This is a genomic window from Minwuia sp. IMCC3060 (genome assembly GCF_029909435.1).
In the GTDB taxonomy this organism is placed as follows: Bacteria; Pseudomonadota; Alphaproteobacteria; order Minwuiales; family Minwuiaceae; genus Minwuia.
Window position 1 is genome coordinate 1303966 of the sequence record NZ_CP123782.1, and the last position, 18921, is coordinate 1322886.

Annotated in this window: 16 protein-coding genes; 8 read left to right on the forward strand and 8 right to left on the reverse strand. The window is 64.9% G+C overall.

Features of this window, described 5'->3' with window-relative positions; genetic code table 11:
• The first annotated feature begins 5 nt into the window (after positions 1 to 5).
• The 8 genes from QGV54_RS06200 to QGV54_RS06235 all read left to right on the forward strand — a co-directional run bounded on the left by QGV54_RS06200 (position 6) and on the right by QGV54_RS06235 (position 8023).
• Positions 6 to 1031 carry a substrate-binding domain-containing protein gene (locus QGV54_RS06200; protein WP_348637719.1) on the forward strand — a complete coding sequence of 342 codons (1026 nt, stop codon included), beginning with the start codon at positions 6 to 8 and terminating at the stop codon, positions 1029 to 1031.
• Between the two features lie 182 nt (positions 1032 to 1213).
• Positions 1214 to 2593, forward strand: a complete 1380-nt coding sequence (pstC, locus tag QGV54_RS06205; RefSeq protein ID WP_281017710.1) for a phosphate ABC transporter permease subunit PstC — start codon at positions 1214 to 1216, stop codon at positions 2591 to 2593.
• A gap of 37 nt (positions 2594 to 2630) precedes the next feature.
• Complete coding sequence (pstA, locus tag QGV54_RS06210) at positions 2631 to 3914, forward strand: phosphate ABC transporter permease PstA (protein WP_281017709.1); 1284 nt, start codon at positions 2631 to 2633, stop codon at positions 3912 to 3914.
• Between the two features lie 21 nt (positions 3915 to 3935).
• Complete coding sequence (gene pstB, locus QGV54_RS06215; protein ID WP_281017708.1) at positions 3936 to 4724, forward strand: phosphate ABC transporter ATP-binding protein PstB; 789 nt, start codon at positions 3936 to 3938, stop codon at positions 4722 to 4724.
• Positions 4725 to 4753: 29 nt separating this feature from the next.
• A complete protein-coding gene (phoU, locus tag QGV54_RS06220) occupies positions 4754 to 5494 on the forward strand; it encodes a phosphate signaling complex protein PhoU (RefSeq protein ID WP_281017707.1) in 741 nt (246 codons plus the stop codon).
• A gap of 8 nt (positions 5495 to 5502) precedes the next feature.
• Positions 5503 to 6195: a phosphate regulon transcriptional regulator PhoB gene (gene phoB / locus QGV54_RS06225; protein WP_281017706.1), complete on the forward strand. Its 693-nt coding sequence runs from the start codon at positions 5503 to 5505 to the stop codon at positions 6193 to 6195.
• A 66-nt stretch (positions 6196 to 6261) separates the two neighbouring features.
• Positions 6262 to 7113 carry an enoyl-CoA hydratase/isomerase family protein gene (locus QGV54_RS06230; protein WP_281017705.1) on the forward strand — a complete coding sequence of 284 codons (852 nt, stop codon included), beginning with the start codon at positions 6262 to 6264 and terminating at the stop codon, positions 7111 to 7113.
• 1 nt (position 7114) lies between these two features.
• Complete coding sequence (locus tag QGV54_RS06235; protein ID WP_281017704.1) at positions 7115 to 8023, forward strand: crotonase/enoyl-CoA hydratase family protein; 909 nt, start codon at positions 7115 to 7117, stop codon at positions 8021 to 8023.
• 22 nt (positions 8024 to 8045) lie between these two features.
• Here the strand turns inward: QGV54_RS06235 and QGV54_RS06240 are convergent, their stop codons facing one another.
• The 8 genes from QGV54_RS06240 to QGV54_RS06275 form a co-directional block, all read right to left on the reverse strand.
• Positions 8046 to 10382: a bifunctional salicylyl-CoA 5-hydroxylase/oxidoreductase gene (locus tag QGV54_RS06240; protein WP_281017703.1), complete on the reverse strand. Its 2337-nt coding sequence runs from the start codon at positions 10380 to 10382 to the stop codon at positions 8046 to 8048.
• A 91-nt stretch (positions 10383 to 10473) separates the two neighbouring features.
• Positions 10474 to 10911: a PilZ domain-containing protein gene (locus QGV54_RS06245; RefSeq protein WP_281017702.1), complete on the reverse strand. Its 438-nt coding sequence runs from the start codon at positions 10909 to 10911 to the stop codon at positions 10474 to 10476.
• A gap of 79 nt (positions 10912 to 10990) precedes the next feature.
• A complete protein-coding gene (locus QGV54_RS06250) occupies positions 10991 to 11377 on the reverse strand; it encodes a PilZ domain-containing protein (RefSeq protein ID WP_281017701.1) in 387 nt (128 codons plus the stop codon).
• An 83-nt stretch (positions 11378 to 11460) separates the two neighbouring features.
• Entirely contained in the window at positions 11461 to 12069 is a 609-nt protein-coding gene (locus QGV54_RS06255) for a glutathione S-transferase family protein (RefSeq protein WP_281017700.1), read from the reverse strand.
• A 45-nt stretch (positions 12070 to 12114) separates the two neighbouring features.
• On the reverse strand, positions 12115 to 14199 hold the full coding sequence (locus QGV54_RS06260; RefSeq protein ID WP_281017699.1) for a hypothetical protein: 2085 nt from the start codon (positions 14197 to 14199) through the stop codon (positions 12115 to 12117).
• Between the two features lie 2 nt (positions 14200 to 14201).
• Entirely contained in the window at positions 14202 to 16979 is a 2778-nt protein-coding gene (locus tag QGV54_RS06265) for a DUF4159 domain-containing protein (protein WP_281017698.1), read from the reverse strand.
• Positions 16976 to 17881, reverse strand: a complete 906-nt coding sequence (locus QGV54_RS06270; protein WP_281017697.1) for a DUF58 domain-containing protein — start codon at positions 17879 to 17881, stop codon at positions 16976 to 16978. Before QGV54_RS06270 ends, QGV54_RS06265 begins: the two co-directional genes overlap by 4 nt.
• 31 nt (positions 17882 to 17912) lie before the next feature.
• Complete coding sequence (locus QGV54_RS06275) at positions 17913 to 18908, reverse strand: MoxR family ATPase (RefSeq protein WP_281017696.1); 996 nt, start codon at positions 18906 to 18908, stop codon at positions 17913 to 17915.
• Positions 18909 to 18921: the final 13 nt, after the last annotated feature.

Below are 18921 nucleotides of genomic sequence, written 5' to 3' on the forward strand. Positions count from 1 at the left end.
AAGTGATCAAGAAAGTTGTACTCGCGGCGAGCGTCGCGATGGTTTTTGCCGGTGCCGCACATGCGCGGGACCAGATTCAGATCGTCGGTTCATCGACGGTGTTCCCCTTCTCCACGGCGGTGGCTGAGGCATTCGGTCAGAAGACCGGTTTCGCAACGCCGGTTGTCGAATCAACCGGTTCCGGTGGCGGCATGAAGCTGTTCTGCGCCGGTGTCGGCACGGGTCACCCCGACATCACCAATGCCTCGCGTCGCATCAAGTCCTCCGAGGTCGAGCTGTGCGCCAAGAATGGCGTCGCGGACATCACCGAGGTCAAGGTCGGCTATGACGGTATCGTCATCGCCAACGCGATCGAGGCCCCGGCCTATGACCTGAGCCTGCGCGACCTCTATCTGGCGCTGGCCAAGGACATCCCGACCGAGGATGGCAAGTGGATCCCGAACCCGAACAAGACCTGGAAGGATGTGAACGCATCCCTGCCGGCCGTGAAGATCGAGGTTCTGGGCCCCCCGCCGACCTCCGGCACGCGTGACGCCTTCGTCGAGCTCGCCATGGAAGGCGGCTGCAAGACCTTCGGCTGGGTCAAGGACCTGAAGAAGAAGGACAAGAACGCCTACAAGACCGGTTGCCACACGGTTCGTGAGGACGGCGGTTATGTGGACGCGGGCGAGAACGACAACCTGATGGTTCAGAAGCTGACCTCCAACCCGGATGCGCTGGCCATCTTTGGCTTCTCCTTCCTCGACCAGAACGCCGACAAGGTGAAGGGCGCCACGGTTGGCGGTGTCGCGCCGGAGTTCGAGCTGATCGCTGACGGTTCCTACCCTGTCAGCCGTGCGCTGTTCTTCTACGTGAAGCAGGCTCACATCGGTGTCGTTCCGGGCATCGAGGAATATGTGGCCGAGTTCACCAGTGAAGCGGCCTGGGGCAATGAGGGCTACCTGACGGACAAGGGTCTGATCCCGATGTCCGATGCCGAGCGGGCCGAATGGAGCGCGTCGGCGAAGGGCAACGCCAAGCTGTCCATGTAAGCAGGTCACGATGATACGGGACCGGAGCCTCCGTCAGGTTCCGGTCCCAATCTTCGGGTTCTCGTCCTGAGAATTCTGACGCGATCTGCCGCATTTCATACCAGCGTCATCCGCGTTGGTATGATGTTCGGCATGTCAGGTGGCCCGGGCGACTATCCCGTCAATCAGTTTGGACGCGCATGATGATCTACTGGATTGCACTCGCCGCGCTTGCCGCGACCTGGCTCTTTTCCTGGAAGCTTGGTCAGGGGCAGGCCCGGGCCATCATCGCCGGCGGCCAGCGCATGCACTCCCTGCCGGGGCACTACGGCAGCTACAGCGCGCTCTGGGCGGTTGTTCCGGCGCTGATGGTGCTGCTGATCTGGTCGATCTTTCAGCCAATGGTCATCGACGGGATGATCGTCGCCAGTCTGCCGCAGGACAAGCAGGCCCTCGACGACCTCTTCCTCAACGCGCTGGTCAATGACATCCGCAACATGTCCGTCGGCAATGCGGTGCGCGATGCGGACGATCCGGTGGTAATCGAGGCTGCATCGCTGCTTGGCGACTGGCAGATGACATCGAACATCCTGCTCGCTGTCCTGATCGCTGCACTGGTCATTCTCGGGCTGGTGATCAGCCGTCGGCAGATCGCGCCCGAACTGCGCGCCCGCAACCGCGTTGAGCGCTTCGTGATGGTGCTGCTGATCATGTCGTCCACCATTGCAGTGATCACGACGGTCGGAATCGTCATGTCGCTGCTCTACGAGAGCATCGAGTTCTTCCGTCGGGTGCCGTTCTACGAGTTCCTGTTCGGCCTGCACTGGTCGCCGCAGACGGCGCTTCGCGCCGACCAGGTCGGCGGTTCCGGTTCCTTCGGTGCGATCCCGATCTTCATGGGTACGCTGCTGATCAGCACCATCGCGCTGGCCATTGCCGCGCCGATCGGGCTGTTTTCCGCGATCTACATGGCCGAGTTCTCGTCGCCGCGCGCGCGCGCCGTCATCAAGCCGCTGCTGGAGATCCTGGCGGGCGTTCCGACGGTGGTCTATGGCTTCTTTGCCGCCCTGCTGGTTGCGCCGCTGCTGCGCGACTCCGGTGCGGCGCTCGGCATAGGCATTGATTCGGAGAGTGCGCTGGCCGCCGGTCTGGTGATGGGCGTGATGATCATTCCGTTCGTTTCATCGCTCTCCGATGACGTGATCACGGCGGTTCCGAGGTCGCTTCGTGAAGGCTCCTACGGTCTGGGCGCGACGCGTGCCGAAACCATTCGTCAGGTGATTGTCCCGGCGGCACTGCCTGGCATCGTCGGCGCGCTGCTGCTCGCGGCGTCCCGCGCCATCGGTGAGACCATGATCGTCGTCATGGCGGCGGGGCTGACCGCCAACCTGACAGCCAACCCCTTCGAGGCGGTGACCACGGTCACCGTGCAGATCGTCACCCTGCTCACGGGCGATCAGGAGTTCGACAGCGCCAAGACGCTATCTGCCTTTGCGCTCGGTCTTCTGCTGTTCGTCGTCACGCTGGCGCTGAATGTTCTCGCGCTCAGGATCGTGCGGAAATATCGGGAAAAATATGACTGAGACAGCCATGAGCGGAAATCGGGAAGGCCGTGGACGGATGAGCCGCAGCGACACCATGGAAACCGTGCGCAAGGGATTGCGTTCGCGATATGCGGCTGAGCGACGCTTCATCTGGTACGGTCGCGGGGCAATTGCCGTCGCGCTGGGGTTCCTGGTGCTTCTGGTGGGGTCGATCCTGATCAAGGGTGCCTCCGTCGTCACCCAGACACACATCAGGCTGACGGTCGAACTGCCACTGGAGACCTTCTCGAAGAACGGGGTGGTGACGGCGGAATCGATCGGGGCCGCCAATTATGTCGGTCTGGTGAAATCATCCCTGCGCGATCTCTTCCCCGACGTGTCCGGTCGCCGCGACAAGCGCGCGCTCGACAGCCTGATCAGTTCCGGTGCGCCCTATGAGCTGCGGGACCATGTCCTGGCCAATCCCGAACTGGTCGGTCAGAGCATCGATATCTGGCTGTCGGCCAGCGACGACATCGACATGCTCGACAAGGGCTACATCGACCGTGACATCGACTCCACGGGCCGACGCGTCACCGACAAGCAGATCGGATGGTACGACAAGTTGATTGCGGACGGACGTCTGGAACGGCAGTTCAACACGACGTTCTTCACGTCGGGCGACAGCCGTGAACCGGAACAGGCCGGCATCTGGGGTGCCGCGCTCGGGTCGTTCTATACCCTGATGGTGACCCTGTTGCTGGCCTTTCCGCTGGGGGTGACGACGGCGGTCTATCTGGAAGAATTCGCGCCCAAGAACAAGTGGACGGACCTGATCGAGGTCAACATCAACAACCTCGCCGCCGTGCCGTCGATCATCTTTGGCCTGCTGGGGCTCGCGGTGTTCCTGAACATCATCGGTCTGCCACGCTCCGCACCGCTGGCCGGTGGTGTGGTGCTCGCCCTGATGACCTTGCCGACCATCATTATCGCCGGTCGTGCCGCCCTGAAGGCGGTGCCGCCGTCGATCCGGGAGGCGGCGCTGGGCGTCGGTGCCTCCCGCCTCCAGACGGTGACCCACCATGTCCTGCCACTGGCCATGCCGGGCATGCTGACCGGATCGATCATCGGCATGGCGCAGGCCCTGGGCGAGACGGCACCGCTGCTGATGATCGGCATGGTCGCCTTCATCGTTGATCTGCCGGGGGGGCCGCTGGATCCGGCGACCGTCCTGCCGGTGCAGGTCTATATCTGGGCCGACAGCCCGGAACGCGCCTTCGTTGAGCGGACTTCGGCAGGGATCATTGTCCTGCTGCTGTTCCTTGTAGTGATGAACCTGAGTGCAGTGATGCTGCGCAAGCGCTTCGAGCGCCGTTGGTAGGGATTGGGTGAAGAGATGACGATGACAGACACCTTGCCTCAGGACGAGGACCTCCGCACAGCGATCGTCGCCGACGGCGTGAACGTCTACTATGGCGAGAAGCAGGCGCTGTTCGATGTCGATCTGGATATCAAGCAGAACCAGGTCACGGCGCTGATCGGCCCGTCGGGCTGCGGCAAGTCCACATTCCTGCGGTGCATCAATCGCATGAACGACGTGATCGACGGCTGCCGCGTGGAAGGCCGGATCGCGCTGGACGGGGACGATATCTACGACCGCAGTGTCGACGTGGTGCAGTTGCGCGCCCGCATCGGCATGGTGTTCCAGAAGCCCAATCCGTTCCCCAAGTCGATCTTCGACAATGTCTCCTACGGTCCGCGCATCCACGGCATTGCCGAGCGGAAGGCGGATCTGGAGGAGATCGTGCACGACAGCCTGGTGCGCGCCGGACTGTGGAACGAGGTCGCGGATCGGCTGAATGAACCGGGGACGGGGCTTTCCGGCGGTCAGCAGCAGCGGCTGTGCATCGCCCGCGCCATTGCCGTGCGCCCCGACGTGATTCTGATGGACGAGCCCTGTTCGGCGCTTGATCCGATCGCGACGGCGCGGATCGAGGAACTGATCGACGACCTGCGGGAGAACTACACGATCGTCATCGTCACCCATTCGATGCAGCAGGCCGCGCGCGTCTCGCAGCGCACGGCCTTCTTCCATCTGGGCAATCTGGTGGAATTCGGCCCGACGGACCAGATATTCACCTCGCCCAGGGACAAGCGCACCGAATCCTACATCACCGGCCGTATCGGCTGAGGGACGGCAATCTGCTGGAGGCAGGAACCATGGCGACAAACGAAGGCAATTCCGCGCCGCATATCATGTCGGCCTATGAGGACGAGCTGGAACAGCTCAACAATCTGGTGCTGGAGATGGGCGGTCGGATCGAGATCCAGCTCTCCGGCGCGATCCGGGCAATGGTGAAACGCGACAGCGATGCCGCAGAGGACCTGATCGCCCAGGACAGGGAAGTCGACGTGCTGGAGGAGAAGATCAACGATCTGGCGGTCCGCACGCTGGCCCTGCGTCAGCCCATGGCCGGTGACCTGCGTATCATTGTTTCGGTCATCAAGATCGCCGGCGATCTGGAGCGCTTTGGCGACTATGCCAAGAACATCGCGAAGCGCACGCTGGTGGTGAACCAGTCCCCCCCCATCCGTGCCACCAGCTCCATTCCCCGCATGGCGGAACTGGTGCAGCGCATGCTGGACGGCGTGCTGAAGGCCTTCATCAACCGCGATGCGGAGATGGCAAAGTCCATCTGGGTACAGGATGCGGAAGTGGACGAGAGCTACAACAGCCTGTTCCGCGAATTGCTGACCTACATGATGGAAGACCCGCGCAACATCAGCGCGGCTACCCATCTGCTGTTCGTCGCCAAGAATATCGAGCGGATGGGCGATCTGGTGACCAATGTCGCGGAGACGATACACTTCGTTGCCGAGGGCGAACGCATGGACCAGGAGCGTCCGAAGCGCGACATGACAAGCCTTACCGATGTTCCCATGACCGAAGACAATGCGTGAGTTGACCAATGCAGGCCCATGTACTGATAGCCGAGGATGAGCCGGCCCTGCTCGCCACCCTGAGCTATAATCTGGAAGCTGGCGGGTTTCGCGTCACCCAGGTCGATGACGGTGGCGAGGTGATGATGCATCTGGACGAGGAATTGCCCGATCTGGTGATTCTGGACTGGATGATGCCCAACATGTCCGGGCTGCAGGTCTGCAAGGAAATCCGCCACCGCGCCGCCACCCGCAACCTCCCGGTCATCATGCTGACTGCGCGGGGGGAGGAGGATGACCGTATTCGCGGTCTCGATGCCGGGGCCGATGACTACGTCACCAAGCCCTTCTCCACCAACGAGCTGATCGCGCGGGTGAAGGCAGTGCTGCGCCGGTTGCGCCCGATCCTGACGGAGGAGCAGATCGTGCGTGGTGATCTCGCCATGGACCTCACCGCCCATCGTGTCACCCGTGATGGCCAGCCGCTGCACCTCGGCCCGACCGAGTTTCGCATGCTGCGGCATTTCATGGAGCATCCGGGGCGGGTGCTCTCGCGCTCCCAACTGCTGGATGCGGTCTGGGGCAACGAGTCGGAGATCGAGGAACGGACGGTCGATGTCCACATTCGCCGTCTGCGCCAGGCAGTCAATGTGGGCAAGGGCAGCGACGTGATCCGCACCGTGCGCTCTGCGGGCTATGCATTCGAGCCACCTGCGGCCTGATCATCCATCCGGTTGCCGATTCCGTCTCCCGCATGCTCTATTCAGCGGCGGGGAGGAACTGGATACTTGGCTGACGAAACCTATCCGGACTATCGCGATCTGCGGGTGGAACGGCGCGGCACGCGCCTGTTCGTAACCTTCAACCGCCCTGCCGCGCGCAATGCCCTGACCCACCCGATGATGCGGGAGATCGGCGATGCGCTGTCGCGCGCGAAGGCCGATACGTCTGTGCGCGTGGTTGTCCTGCGCGGTGCCGGGGGCAATTTCTCCGCTGGCGGCGACCTGAACGCGATGCAGGACATGCCGCCGCCGCCCGAGGCGGGCGAGAAGGATCCGCTGTTCGCAGAGTACCGCTACTTCGGCGACGTGCTGGCGGCCATGGATGCCCTGCCGAAGCCGGTGGTGGCACTGGTCGAGGGCGGGGCCGCAGGGGGAGGCTTCGGCATGGCCTGCTGCGCCGATGTCGCCATCCTGCTGGCGGACGCCAAGTTCGCGCTGCCGGAACCGCGCGTGGGTTTCATCCCCTCCCAGATCATTCCCTTCATTTCCCGCCGGATCGGGTCCGGTCAGTTGCGCCGGATTGCGGTGCTGGGCCAGCGGATCACCGGGCGGGAAGCCTTTCGCCTCGGCGTCGGCCACTATCTCGTGGAGACGGTGGCGGAAGCGGAGGCGCAGCTTGATGCCGTGCTGGCCGATGTAGATGCCTGTGACCCTGCGGCAGTGGCTGCGGTCAAGGATACGGTCCTGTCGACCGACACCCTGCCTGCGGAAGCGGTCTTCGATCATGCCGCCAACCATCTTGTCCGGTTGCTCAGGCGACCGGAAGCGCCTGCCGGGATGCAGGCATTCCTGAACAAGCGCAAGACACCCTGGGCGGAAGAGGCCCAGCGCCTGAACACAACTGATGCCGGAGACTGAAATGGCCTACGAGACAATCCTCTATGATGTCGAGGACCAGATCCTCACCATCACCCTGAACCGCCCTGATCGCCTGAATGCCTTCACCGAGCAGATGCGGGTGGAGGTCATCGACGCGATGGATCGCGCCGATGCCGACGACAATGTCCGGGCGATCATCTTCACCGGTGCGGGACGCGGATATTGCGCCGGTGCCGACCTGTCGCGCGGTGGCGGCACGTTCAATTACGAGGAGCGCGGCTACAAGCCGGGTGAGGTGGTGCGCGATGGCGGTGGTGTCATGACCCTGCGCATCTATCGCTCCTCCAAGCCGGTCATCGGTGCGATCAACGGCCCGTCGGTGGGTATCGGGTCCACAATGCAGTTGCCGATGGATATCCGCATTGCCTCGGAGAAGGCGCGTTTCGGCTTTGTCTTTGCCCAGCGCGGCGTGGTGCCGGAGGCCTGTTCCAGCTATTTCCTGCCGCGCCTTGTGGGTATCTCGCAGGCGCTGGACTGGGGCTTCTCCGGCCGGGTGTTCGAGGCGGATGAGGCACTTGCGGGTGGCCTGGTGAAGGAAGTGGTGCCGCATGACGACCTGATCCCGCGTGCGCGGAAGATTGCGCGGACCTACATAGACAAGTCGTCCGCCGTTTCCGTGGCGCTGATCCGCCAGATGTTCTGGGGCTGCCTCGCCGCCGACCATCCGATGGAGGCGCACCAGATCGACAGCCGCAACATGGTCTACATGGGTGCCAATGCCGACGCGCAGGAAGGCGTCAGTTCCTTCCTGGAGAAGCGCGCGCCGAAGTTCTCCATGAAGGTCTCCCAGGACATGCCGCCCTGGTACCCGTGGGTGAAGGAACCGGACTTCGCCGATGGCGTCGATGCCGACCCGAGCAGGCTGGACGATGGCCTGAAGAAGGGCTGAGGCTCTTCGCGACCGGGTTTCTTCAGTCCGACGCCAGGCGATGCATCCTGTGCTTCGGCGGGCGGGCGGCTTCGCGCAGGCTGGCCAGATCGGCCTGCTGCTTCTCCGCTGTCGCGCGGGCCTGATCGCCGCCGGCCTGATAGGGCAGGGGCCAGACCGTGCCGTCGAAGCCGGCCTCCGCCGCCGCGCGCAGCGTGAAGTAGGGATCGGCCAGATGCGGGCGGGCCAGGGCCACCAGATCGGCGCGCCCCGAGGCGACGATGGTGTTCACCTGATCCGCCGTGGTGATGTTGCCGACCGCCATGGTGGCGCGGCCAGTGGTCTGGCGCACCGCGTCGGCGAAGGGTGTCTGGAACATGCGGCCATAGACCGGCTTCTGGTCCGGTACGGTCTGGCCGGCGGAGACATCGATCAGGTCGACGCCGTGATCCGCCAGCATCTGCGCGGCGGCCAGCATGTCATCCTCCGTCAGCCCCTCCGGCATCCAGTCGGTCGCCGACAGCCGCACGGACATGGGTTTCGCGTCGGGCCAGACGGCCCGCACGGCATCGAAGACCGCCAGCGGGAAGCGCATGCGGTTCCGGATCGAACCACCGAATTCATCCTGCCGCCGGTTCGTCAGCGGCGAGATGAAGGACGCCAGCAGATAGCCGTGCGCCATGTGCACTTCCAGCATGTCGAAGCCCGCCCGTTCGGCGCGCTCTGCCGCCTGCACGAAGTCGGCGGTCACCCGGTCCATGTCCGCCCTGTCCATTTCCTTCGGGACCTGGCTGTCGGGGAAATAGGGCACGGGGGAGGCGGAGATGATCGGCCAGTTGCCTTCCTGCAGCGGACGGTCGATCTCCTCCCACGCCAGTTGGGTCGAACCCTTGCGTCCCGCATGACCAAGCTGCAGTGCGATCTTCGTCTCGGATTCCGCATGCACGAAGTCGGTGATGCGCTTCCAGGCCGCTTCCTGTGCATCGGTGTAGATCCCGGTGCAGCCGGGGGAGATCCGGGCATCTGCCGAGACGTTGGTCATTTCTGTGAACAGCAGGCCCGCCCCGCCCACGGCACGACTGCCAAGGTGCACCAGGTGCCAGTCGTTCGGCAGGCCGTCGGTCGCCTTGTACTGGCACATGGGGGAGACGACGACACGGTTGCGGATCTGCATGTCGCGCAGCCGGAACGGCACGAACATCGGCGGTGGCGCTGTGCCGTCCGGGACCGGCAGCCCCTTGCTGCGGGCGTCGTCGGCGAACCATCGGGTCACGTCCTGCACCAGATCGGGATCGCGCAGGGCCAGATTGTCGTAGGTGATCTGCTTGGAGCGGGAGAGCATGGAGAAATTGAACTGCTGCGGTGGCAGGCTGAAGTTGCGTGCCACATTCTCGAACCACCCCAGGGAGACATCGGCGGCGTGCTGGGTCTTCTCCACCTCCAGCCTGCGACCGCTGTCATAGGCCTCCAGTGCATCGGGGATGCTGTCGGGGTTGCTCAGGATGCATCGGGCCAGCGCGATGGAATCCTCCATCGCCAGCTTGGTGCCGGAGCCGATGGAGAAATGTGCCGTGTGGGCGGCGTCGCCCAGGATCACGACATTGCGGTGCACCCAGCTCTCGCACTTGATGCCCGGGAACTGGCGCCAGATGGAGCGGTTGGTCAGCAACCGGTGACCCTGAAGCTCTTCCGCGAAGAGTTCCTCCAGATAGCGGGCGGAACCTTCCTCGTCATCCTCCCGCAGGCCGGCATTGGCGAAGGCTTCCGGTGTCGTCTCGATGATCCAGGTCGCGGCCTCGCCCCGGAAGCGATAGGCATGAATCATCCAGTGACCGTGCGCGTTCTCCTTGAAGTGGAAGGTGAAGGCCTTCAGCGGTGCCGTCGAGCCCATCCAGCTGAACCTGTTGCGCTTCAGTTCGATGGTCGGACGGAAGGCGTCTTCCCATTCGCGGCGGACGATGGAGTTGGCTCCGTCGGCACCGACCAGCAAGTCACAATCCCGCAGCTCCTGCAGGTCCGAAATCTCGTTCTGGAACTCGATGTGCACCCCCAGCGATTCCGCGCGCTGCTGCAGGATGTTCAGCAACTCGATCCGGCCGATGCCGCAGAACCCGTGACCGGTGGAGCGGATGACCTGTCCCCGGTAGTGGGTGTCGATCTCCTCCCAGTAGGCGAAGCGCTCGATGATCTGGCTGTAGCTTTCCGGATCCGCCTCCCTGAAATGGGTCAGGGTCTCGTCGGAGAAGACGACGCCGAACCCGAAGGTATCGTCGGCGCGATTGCGCTCATGCACATGAACGTCGATGTCCGCGCGCGCGCGTTTCAGCAGGATTGCCAGATAGAGCCCGGCCGGACCGCCGCCGACCACATTGATTTTCATAGCCTGCCCTCTTCGTCACGGCTCGGGTGAGCGAAGATAGTTTAAGCTTAAAGTAATTTTGATGCCACCGTCTGCGACGCCGTCCGCTGACTCAGCGCAGGGGCGCTTCCTCCCGGGCCGTCGGTTCCGACAGGATCGTCTTCAGTCCGGCGTTCTGTATCTGGGGGCCGCTTTCGGCGATTTCGGTCAGCCAGGCGCGGATCGCCGCGCCATGGGCGGGGGATTCGAACAGCACGGCGGTACCGTTGCCACGGTGGCTGACGATGGTTGCGCGGGCGTTTCGCAGGAACAGTCCGACGCTGACTTCGACCAGGGTACCTGTGGGTACGCCAAGTGCAGGCTCGAAGAACAGTCCGCCGTCAGAGACATCGACGGCGATGCGCGACTCGGCGTCGCCTCCCTCCAGTTCGCGAACCTTGATCGGCAGGTTGACCGTGAAGCGCGCGTGGGCACGGCGCAGTTCGGGCGGCGGGGCGAACAGCATGTGAATCTGGCTGAGCCGACGGCGGACGACCTGGAGTGTGGACATGTTCAGTATCCCGACAGATTGCGGTCACGTTCAGTCCATCATCCATCGTGCTGATGAATCGGAGGTTAACCGGGCAGGATCAACAGATCTGCTGACTGCCGCTCCGGCCTTCTGCCCGCGCCGTCAGCCAGTCCGCCAGCCGACGCCCCTCTTCGACGTCGGAGAATGCCAGGGCGGTCCCTTCCGGACGCTGGTCGGCGATGAGCGCGCTGATCTGCCCGTCGAACTCATCGGTGCTCAGGAATACCTGCTCCCGAACCGAGCCATAGAGGTTCGGCGTGATCAGCATGCCGTTGTGCGAGACATCAACAGCCAGACATTGCCTGTGGGGCTCGTCACGGAACCGGGTTACCGAGACCGGCAGCCGCACCTTGTGGCGCGGACTGCGGCGCCTCTCACGATCCGGTGTCCATGCGTCACCGCCTCGCCGCCAGATCCCTGATTTCCTGCCAAGTGACCACATCATGGGGGTCACTCAGCAATGATGATGCCAACCTGGCTGCCACGGACCGTCTGCGGTTCCCTGAAACGCGGGAACCGCAATGGTGATCACGCCCGCGCTGTCGGCCGGGACGTCACGCGGCCCCACCAGGCAGTCAGGTTCTCAAGCTCTTCCGGGATCTTCAGGGCAACGCCCTTGCCCAGCAGGATGCCACACTGAAGCGTGATATCCGCCACGGTGTAGTCGTCACTGGCGACAAATTCGCGATCCTTCAGGTGACCGTCGAAGATCGCCATGGCGGCCAGGGCATTGGCCCGGCTGGTCTCGCCCCAGCCCTTGTGCTGTTCCAGACGACCGATCCAGAAGTCACTGGTGTGCTGGAAACACATGGCAATGGGTATCAGGACGTTCAGCTCGGCCCGGCGGTTCCACATCTCCACCTGTGCCTTTTCCAGCGGATTGCGCCCGAACATCGGCGGCTCCGGGTTCAGTTCCTCGAAATAGCGGCAGATCGCCATGGATTCGGTCAGGACGGTGCCGTCATCCAGTTCCAGCGCGGGCATCTTCCCGAACGGATTGATCTTCCTGTACTCCGGTTGTTCGTTCTCGCGCTTCATCATGTCCACGGGCTGACTGGGAATATCGATTCCCTTCTCGGCCAGAAAGATGCGCACGCGACGCGGGTTCGATCCCGCAGCCAGGTCATAGAGTTTCATCGTTGTGTCTCCCCGTTTGAAATCCTGTCGTTGCGATGCAGTGGCCTACTGCCCCTCCCGTCGCCAGCAGACCAGCAACAGCAGAAGGAGTGCAAGCAGGACTGCCAGCGGCGGTGCCAGAGGTGTTGTCTTCAGACCGGTCACATCAAAGGCACCATTGCGCAGCAGGCCAAGCCAGTCACTGCCTGCGCCCTGACGGCCCGGCTCCACGCGTCGGATATCGGGCTCCGCGTAGCGCGAAAGCCGGATGATACCGCCATTCGTGGCCTCAACGAAGGGGCGCAGATGACGGTCGGTCGATACCAGATCGGAGAACTCGACCGGATTGAGGTTGCCCAGCACGGCGATGGTGCTGCGGGTGCCGTCCCCGATCCGGTAGAGACCGGCGACGTTCAGGTCGATCCGCCCGAAATCGATCCCGTCGCGCCCGGCGGTCAGTTCCAGCCGGTGCTCCACGCCATCCGGTCCCGTGACCGTGACGGGGGGCTGATCCTCTGCCAGAGACCGTCGGGTCACCTTCAGTGTCGCGCCCTCGACCTCCGCCTGCAGGCTTTCCTCCTCCAGCGCCGGTTCCTTCATCAGCCAGTGGGCCGTGCGCCGCATGACCTCTGCCTGCGGTCCGCCCCCTTCGAGGCCACGCGACCAGAGCCAGCCATGATCCGACATCACCTGCGCCACACGGCCTTCGCCCACACGGTCCAGGATCAGCAGTGGTTTCTGTTCCGGCCCCTGCATCAGGACCTCGGCATTCTCCACCGTGACATCAATGGACCGGAACCAGCGTCCCCAGGGCTGCTGCTGCGGCCCCGGCTCCAGTCCGGCGGTGACGGGATGGCGCCTGCCGGTGTCGGTCAGGGCAGGGCGGAACCCGACCGTCGTGACCTCGCCCGTGGGCTTGCCCGGCAGGATGCTGCGCAACGGCGTGCGGTAGATGCTGGCGGGACCGGCGAAGGTCGGGCCGGCCGCGTTCAGCAGGGCTCCGCCTTCCTGCACGTAGCGGGCGATGTTCTCCAGATAGGTGAAATGCAGGACACCGCGCCGCCAGAACCGGTCGAAGATGATCAGGTCGAAGTCGTAGAGCTTGATCTCGAACAGTTCCCGGATGGGGAAGGCGATCAGCGCCAGTTCGTGGATCGGGGTGGCATCCTGTTTCTGCGGCGGGCGCAGGATGGTGAAATGGACCAGATCGACCGCCGGGTCGGCCTTCAGCAGGTTGCGCCAGGCGCGCTCCCCCGGATAGGGCTCGCCGGAGACCAGCAGCACCCGCAGGCGGTCACGCACGCCATTGACGGTGATGGCCGCACGGTTGTTCTCGTCGGTCAGCTCCGCCGGATCGGCCTCCACCTCGAACTCGATCAGGTTGCGGCCACCGTGGCTGATCGGGACCGCCAGCACCGTCTCGCGCCCGATCGGCACGATCCGGGTTTCCAGTTCAACGCCGTCGCGGCGGATGCGGACCCTGGCAATGCCGCCCTGTGAACCATCCCCCTGGTCATGGACGATCACCGAGGTCTCTGCGGCCTGATCGACGACGGCGAAGGTCGGCGCATTGACGATCTCGATCCGGCGGTCCCGTTCTGCCGGCTCTCCGGTCAGCAGCAGGTGCAGGGGGCCGGGCAGCAGATCAGCCGCAGGACCTTCGGACGCATCGAACTCCGGCAGGTCATGAACCTGTCCGTCACTGATGACGATGACGCCTGCGGTCCTTTCCGCCGCCACACCCTCCAGCCCGCGACGGATCGCGCTGACAAGGTGGGTGCCGTCAGCGGGGCCACCGGAGTCCGGTCCGGCCTCCACCACACGCACCTCCAGCCTGTCCTGGGCATCCAGGTCCGCCAGCACGGCGGCGAGGGCTGTCTCCGTCTGTGCCGTGCGGTCAGCGATGGACTGGCTGGTGCTGCGATCAACGACCACCAGCGCGACGTCATCGTGATAGCGCCGTTCCTCCTCCAGCAGGATCGGGCCGCTCAGGACGCCGAACAGCACCAGCAGCAGCAGCAGCCGCAGCACCGTGCCGCGCGCCTGCCGAAACAGGCCGAACAGCGTGATGACGGTGCCAAGGGCACCAAGCGCAATCAGCAGCGCCACCGGCACCAGCGGTTCGAACGCGATCTGCAGGCCGTCGATCATGACTATTGTCCCAGCCGGTCGAGAATGGCGGGCAGGTGCACCTGGTCGGACTTGTAGTTCCCGGTCAAGGCATACATCACCAGGTTGACGCCGAACCGATAGGCCATCTCGCGCTGTCTGCGCCCGCCGCCCTGAACCGGGGCGACCGGTCGACCGTCACGATCCATGGCCCAGGCGGAGGCCCAGTCGGCCCCGCCGATCAGCAGCGGCGAGACGCCGTCGTTGGCACGTGCGTTCAGTTGCTCCACCCAGACCCGCCCGGTGGGATAGCGACCGGGGAACGACTCGGTCAGATAGAACGACCGGGTCAGGACATGCCCTTCCTTCACAAGCTCCAGGGGTCCGATATCGACGCGGGCCAGCAACTGGCGCAGGCGCGCCGTGCCGGGGCTGACCTGCCCGCGCCGGAGCTGCGGGCCACCGGCATCACGGGTATCGAACAGCACCACGCCGCCGGTGCGCAGGTAATTGTCCAGCCGTCGCACGGCCTTTTCGGAAAGTGCCGGCTGGCTGGCAACCATCGGCCAGTAGACGAGGGGGTAGAAGATCATCTCGTCGTTCTCGATCTCCAGCGCCACCGGAATTTCCGGCTCCACCGAGGTGCGTGCCCGCATGATTTCGCTCAGTCCGAAGATTCCGGCGGCGGACATGCGATCAACCCGCGCGTCGCCGGTCAGTACGTAGGCGAGGCGGGTTTCGAGGGCGGCATCGATGACGCCGGGATCAACATTGGCCTGACTGTCCGTTTGCCTGTTGTCTGACCGGCCGCTGTCCTGTGCATGCAGACTGCCCGGCGTGACGAACCCGGAGGCGAGACCCAGCGCCAGTCCGATGGGCAGGGCGTAGGCGAGGCGGCGCATGTTCAGCATCCCGCGCAGCGCCAGCGCCACCAGCGCGTCCACCAGCAGCAGGATCAGGGCGGCGGTCAGCAGCCATGGGCCGATGTCCAGTTCCGGTCGGGCGCCGACAACCCCGCGTGCGACACCTGACGGCAGCGCCTGAAGTGGCTGGGGTTCCGTCGCGCTGGTTCCGACGTTGAGCGCACGCAGGCTTGGGCGGGTGCCATACAGGCCCGGTGGGCTGGCAGGTCCGACGACGGTTGCGGACAGCGCCGCCTCCTGCACGGCGCGCACACCGACCCGCGGATCGGTGCGTCGTCCCAGTCCGTCAAGGGTGACGGCGGGTTCCAGCATGCGTTCGGCGTTCGCCGTGGATTCGATGCCGATCGACAGCGAACTCAGCCGTCTCAGCATGTCAACGAACAGGCCGGAGAGCGGCAGGTTCGACCAGTCCGTATTGGCGGTCGTATGGACCAGCACAAGCCAGCCGTCCCCGCGCCGTTCGGCGGTGACCAGCGGCGTGCCATCGACCAGACTTGCCCAGGTCTTCTCAGGCAGGTCCAGAGTGGGCTCTGCCAGGACCTGGCGCTGGATCACCACGTCGCGCGGAATGGGCAGGCCGGCGAAGGGACTGTCCTCCGGGAAGGGCGCCATGCGGGCCGGCTCGGCCCAGCTCATGGTGCCTTCCAGGCTGCGACCGCCGCTGCGGAGCCGGACCGGCACCAGTTCGCCTGCGTTCTCCGCCAGTTTCGGTCCCGCGAACCTGACGAGTACGCCACCCCTTTCGATCCAGTCGCTCAGCCGCAACTGGTCGCCGGCAACCAGGCGCCCGAAATCAGGCAGCATCAGGATGGAGAGGGGGGTGTCGAGCAGGTCACTGACGACACCTTCCCTGATTTCCGCGAATGGCAGCAACGCGCGCTTCAGATAATAGAGGTCGGCCAGCAGTGGCTGCGCCTGTTCCTGGGAGGGGTTGCCGCTCAGGCCGACCCGGAAGCGACGAAGGCCGGAATCGATCAGACTGACGGTCGCGGCACTCTGGCGTCCCTCGATCTCCAGCCGCTGGATGGCGTTCATCGCTTCCAGCGGCAGGGTTTCGTCGAAGGACAGGCTGGTTTCACCTGCAGCGAATGTCAGTTCCCGTCGGAACAGGACCCCGCCATCACCACCCGTGGCGCGCAAGGCCAGGGTTTCCGGCTGCTCGGCCAGATCACGTTCGATCACCACTTCCAGCCGGGTGCCGCTGCCGGTGGGGGAGCGGAGCAGCATGACGCTGCGGGTCGCATCGCGTCCGAGGACGGTCAGCGGTCCAAGTCTGCGGGCGACTTCGATCAGTTGCGTATCGGCTTCGGAGGCAATGCCGTCCGAGATCCAGTAGACATTCGCTGACCGCTCCAGACTGACCGTGCCCAGGGCGGCCACGGCTGCGGCGCGATCCGGTGCCCAGGGGCGGGGCTGCAGGCCGCCGATCGTGGCCAGGGCCTCCTCTGCGGTGCCGAGGCGTGCCACGGGACCGGTGCCGTCTTCCGAAGCAGTGGTCCGCAGCAGCAGCACGTTGCGGTCCTGCCTGCGGGCGCGGCGCGCGATGTCCGTCATGCTCGCCACCTGGTCATCCCAGGACTGGGCGGCGGCCCAGCCGTCATCGACGATCAGCACGACCGGGCCCGGTGTCTCGAAGGTGCTGCCGGGGTTCAGGACCGGCTTGGCGAGGGCCAGCACGATCAGTGCCGCGATCAGCAACCGCAACAGCAGCAGCCACCATGGTGTCCGGGCCGGTGTCTCCTCCGTCCGGGCCATGTCGAAGATCAGCCGGGCCGGTGGAAAGGAAACCAGTTCCGGCGCGGGTGGGGTGGCACGCAGCAGCAGCCAGATCACCGGCAGCGCGGCGAGACCCAGCAGCAGCCAGGGGTAGGCGAAGGTGATGGCGGCAAGGGCACTCATCTGCGCGCGTTGCCCGAAATGGCCTGATAGAGCGCCAGCAGTGCGGTCTGCGGAGGCTGATCGGTATGGTGCAGCCCGTGGGTCCAGCCGGCGTTTCGCGCGATCTGGCGCAGCGCCACCTCGCGCTCGTCCACCCGGCGGGCGAAGGTGTCGCGCAGATCCTCCGCGCGACCCACCAGGACATTGCCTTCACCTTCGGGGCCGACAAACCGGACCCTGCCGGAATAGGGCAGGCGGTGTTCGGCAGGATCCATGATCTGCAGCAGATGACCGGCAACACCGGCGGCGGAGAACTGGCGCAGGAAGTCGCGCACATCGTCCAGCGGTGTCAGGAAGTCACCGATCAGCACCACCTGCGCGAAACGCGGCAGGTTGGCGGGCGGCGGCAGGCTGTGGTGGTCCTCCACCAGTCCCCGGCTGATCGCCAGCGCGTAGTCCTCCAGCAGGGCGCGGGAAGAGCCCGGCGGGTGGTCGAGCCCCAGAAACGCGACCCGCTCCCCACCTCTCAGCAGCAGTGATGCCAGCGCCATCAGCAACAGGGTGGCGCGGCGCAGTTTCGTCGTCTGGCCGAGGTGGGAACGGAAATCCATCGAGTCGGAACCGTCGCGCCACAGCCACACCGCCTGCGCCGCCTCCCACTCGTTCTGCCGGACGTAGGTCGGTACGCGTTTCGCGGACTGTCGCCAGTCGATGGAGGTTGCGGGATCGCCCTGCTGGTAGCGGCGGAACTGCCAGAAGCTTTCGCCATCACCGACCCGACGCCGCCCGTGAACGCCCTGGCTGACGGTCTGCGCCACACGCTCCGCCTCCACCATCAGCGGCGGCATGGCGTCGGCCAGCCGGTCCGCGCGGTTGCGCAGCCGGGGATCGAAGCGGCTGGAACCCTGGTTCCCGGTTCTCAATGTCCTGGGGTCAAGCGCCATATGCCTGGATTCAGATCCTGTCGATCAGCCGCTGGATGATGTTCTCCACCGTGATGCCGTCGGCACGGGCCGCGAAGTTGACCGCCATGCGGTGCCTCAGGATCGGCGGGGCCAGCGCCGCCACATCGTCGGCGGAGGGGGCGAAGCGTCCGTCCAGCATGGCCCGCGCCCGAACGGCAAGCATCAGCGCCTGACTGGCGCGCGGGCCAGGTCCCCAGGCGACGTGATTGCGCACGTCATCCAGCTCGGTCTCCTCCGGCCGGCCATTGCGGACCAGCTTCAGGATGCTCTCGACCACGGCCTCGCCCACCGGCAGGCGGCGGACAAGGCGCTGGGCATGCAGCAGTTCGTCAGCGGTCATCACCATCGGCGGTTCCGCCTCATCGGCACCGGTGGTGGCCAGCAGCATCCGCCGCTCCGCCTCCATGTCCGGGTAGGGGACGTTCACCTGCATGAAGAAGCGATCGAGCTGGGCCTCGGGCAGGGGATAGGTGCCTTCCTGTTCCAGGGGGTTCTGCGTGGCCAGGACATGGAACGGACGCGGCAGGTCATGCCGTTCCCCGGCGACCGACACGTGATATTCCTGCATGGCCTGCAGCAGCGCCGACTGGGTACGCGGGCTGGCACGGTTGATCTCGTCAGCCATCAGCAGCTGGCAGAACACCGGCCCCTTGATGAAGCGGAAGCTGCGGCGACCATTGTCGCTTTCCTCCAGCACCTCGGAACCGAGGATGTCCGCAGGCATCACGTCCGGCGTGAACTGCACGCGGCGGCTGTCGAGCGACAGCACCTTGCCCAGCGTGACCACCAGTTTGGTCTTTGCCAGACCGGGTACACCGATCAAGAGGACATGACCGCCGGAAAACAGGGTGATCAGCGTCTCGTCGATCACTGACTGCTGTCCGAAGATGACCTGTCCGACTGACTCGCGGATCTGCCGGGCCTTGGCGCCGAGCGTTTCCACTTCCTGGGCGAAGGCCTCGCCCGCTTCACTGACGTTTTGCATACCGGAGACTATA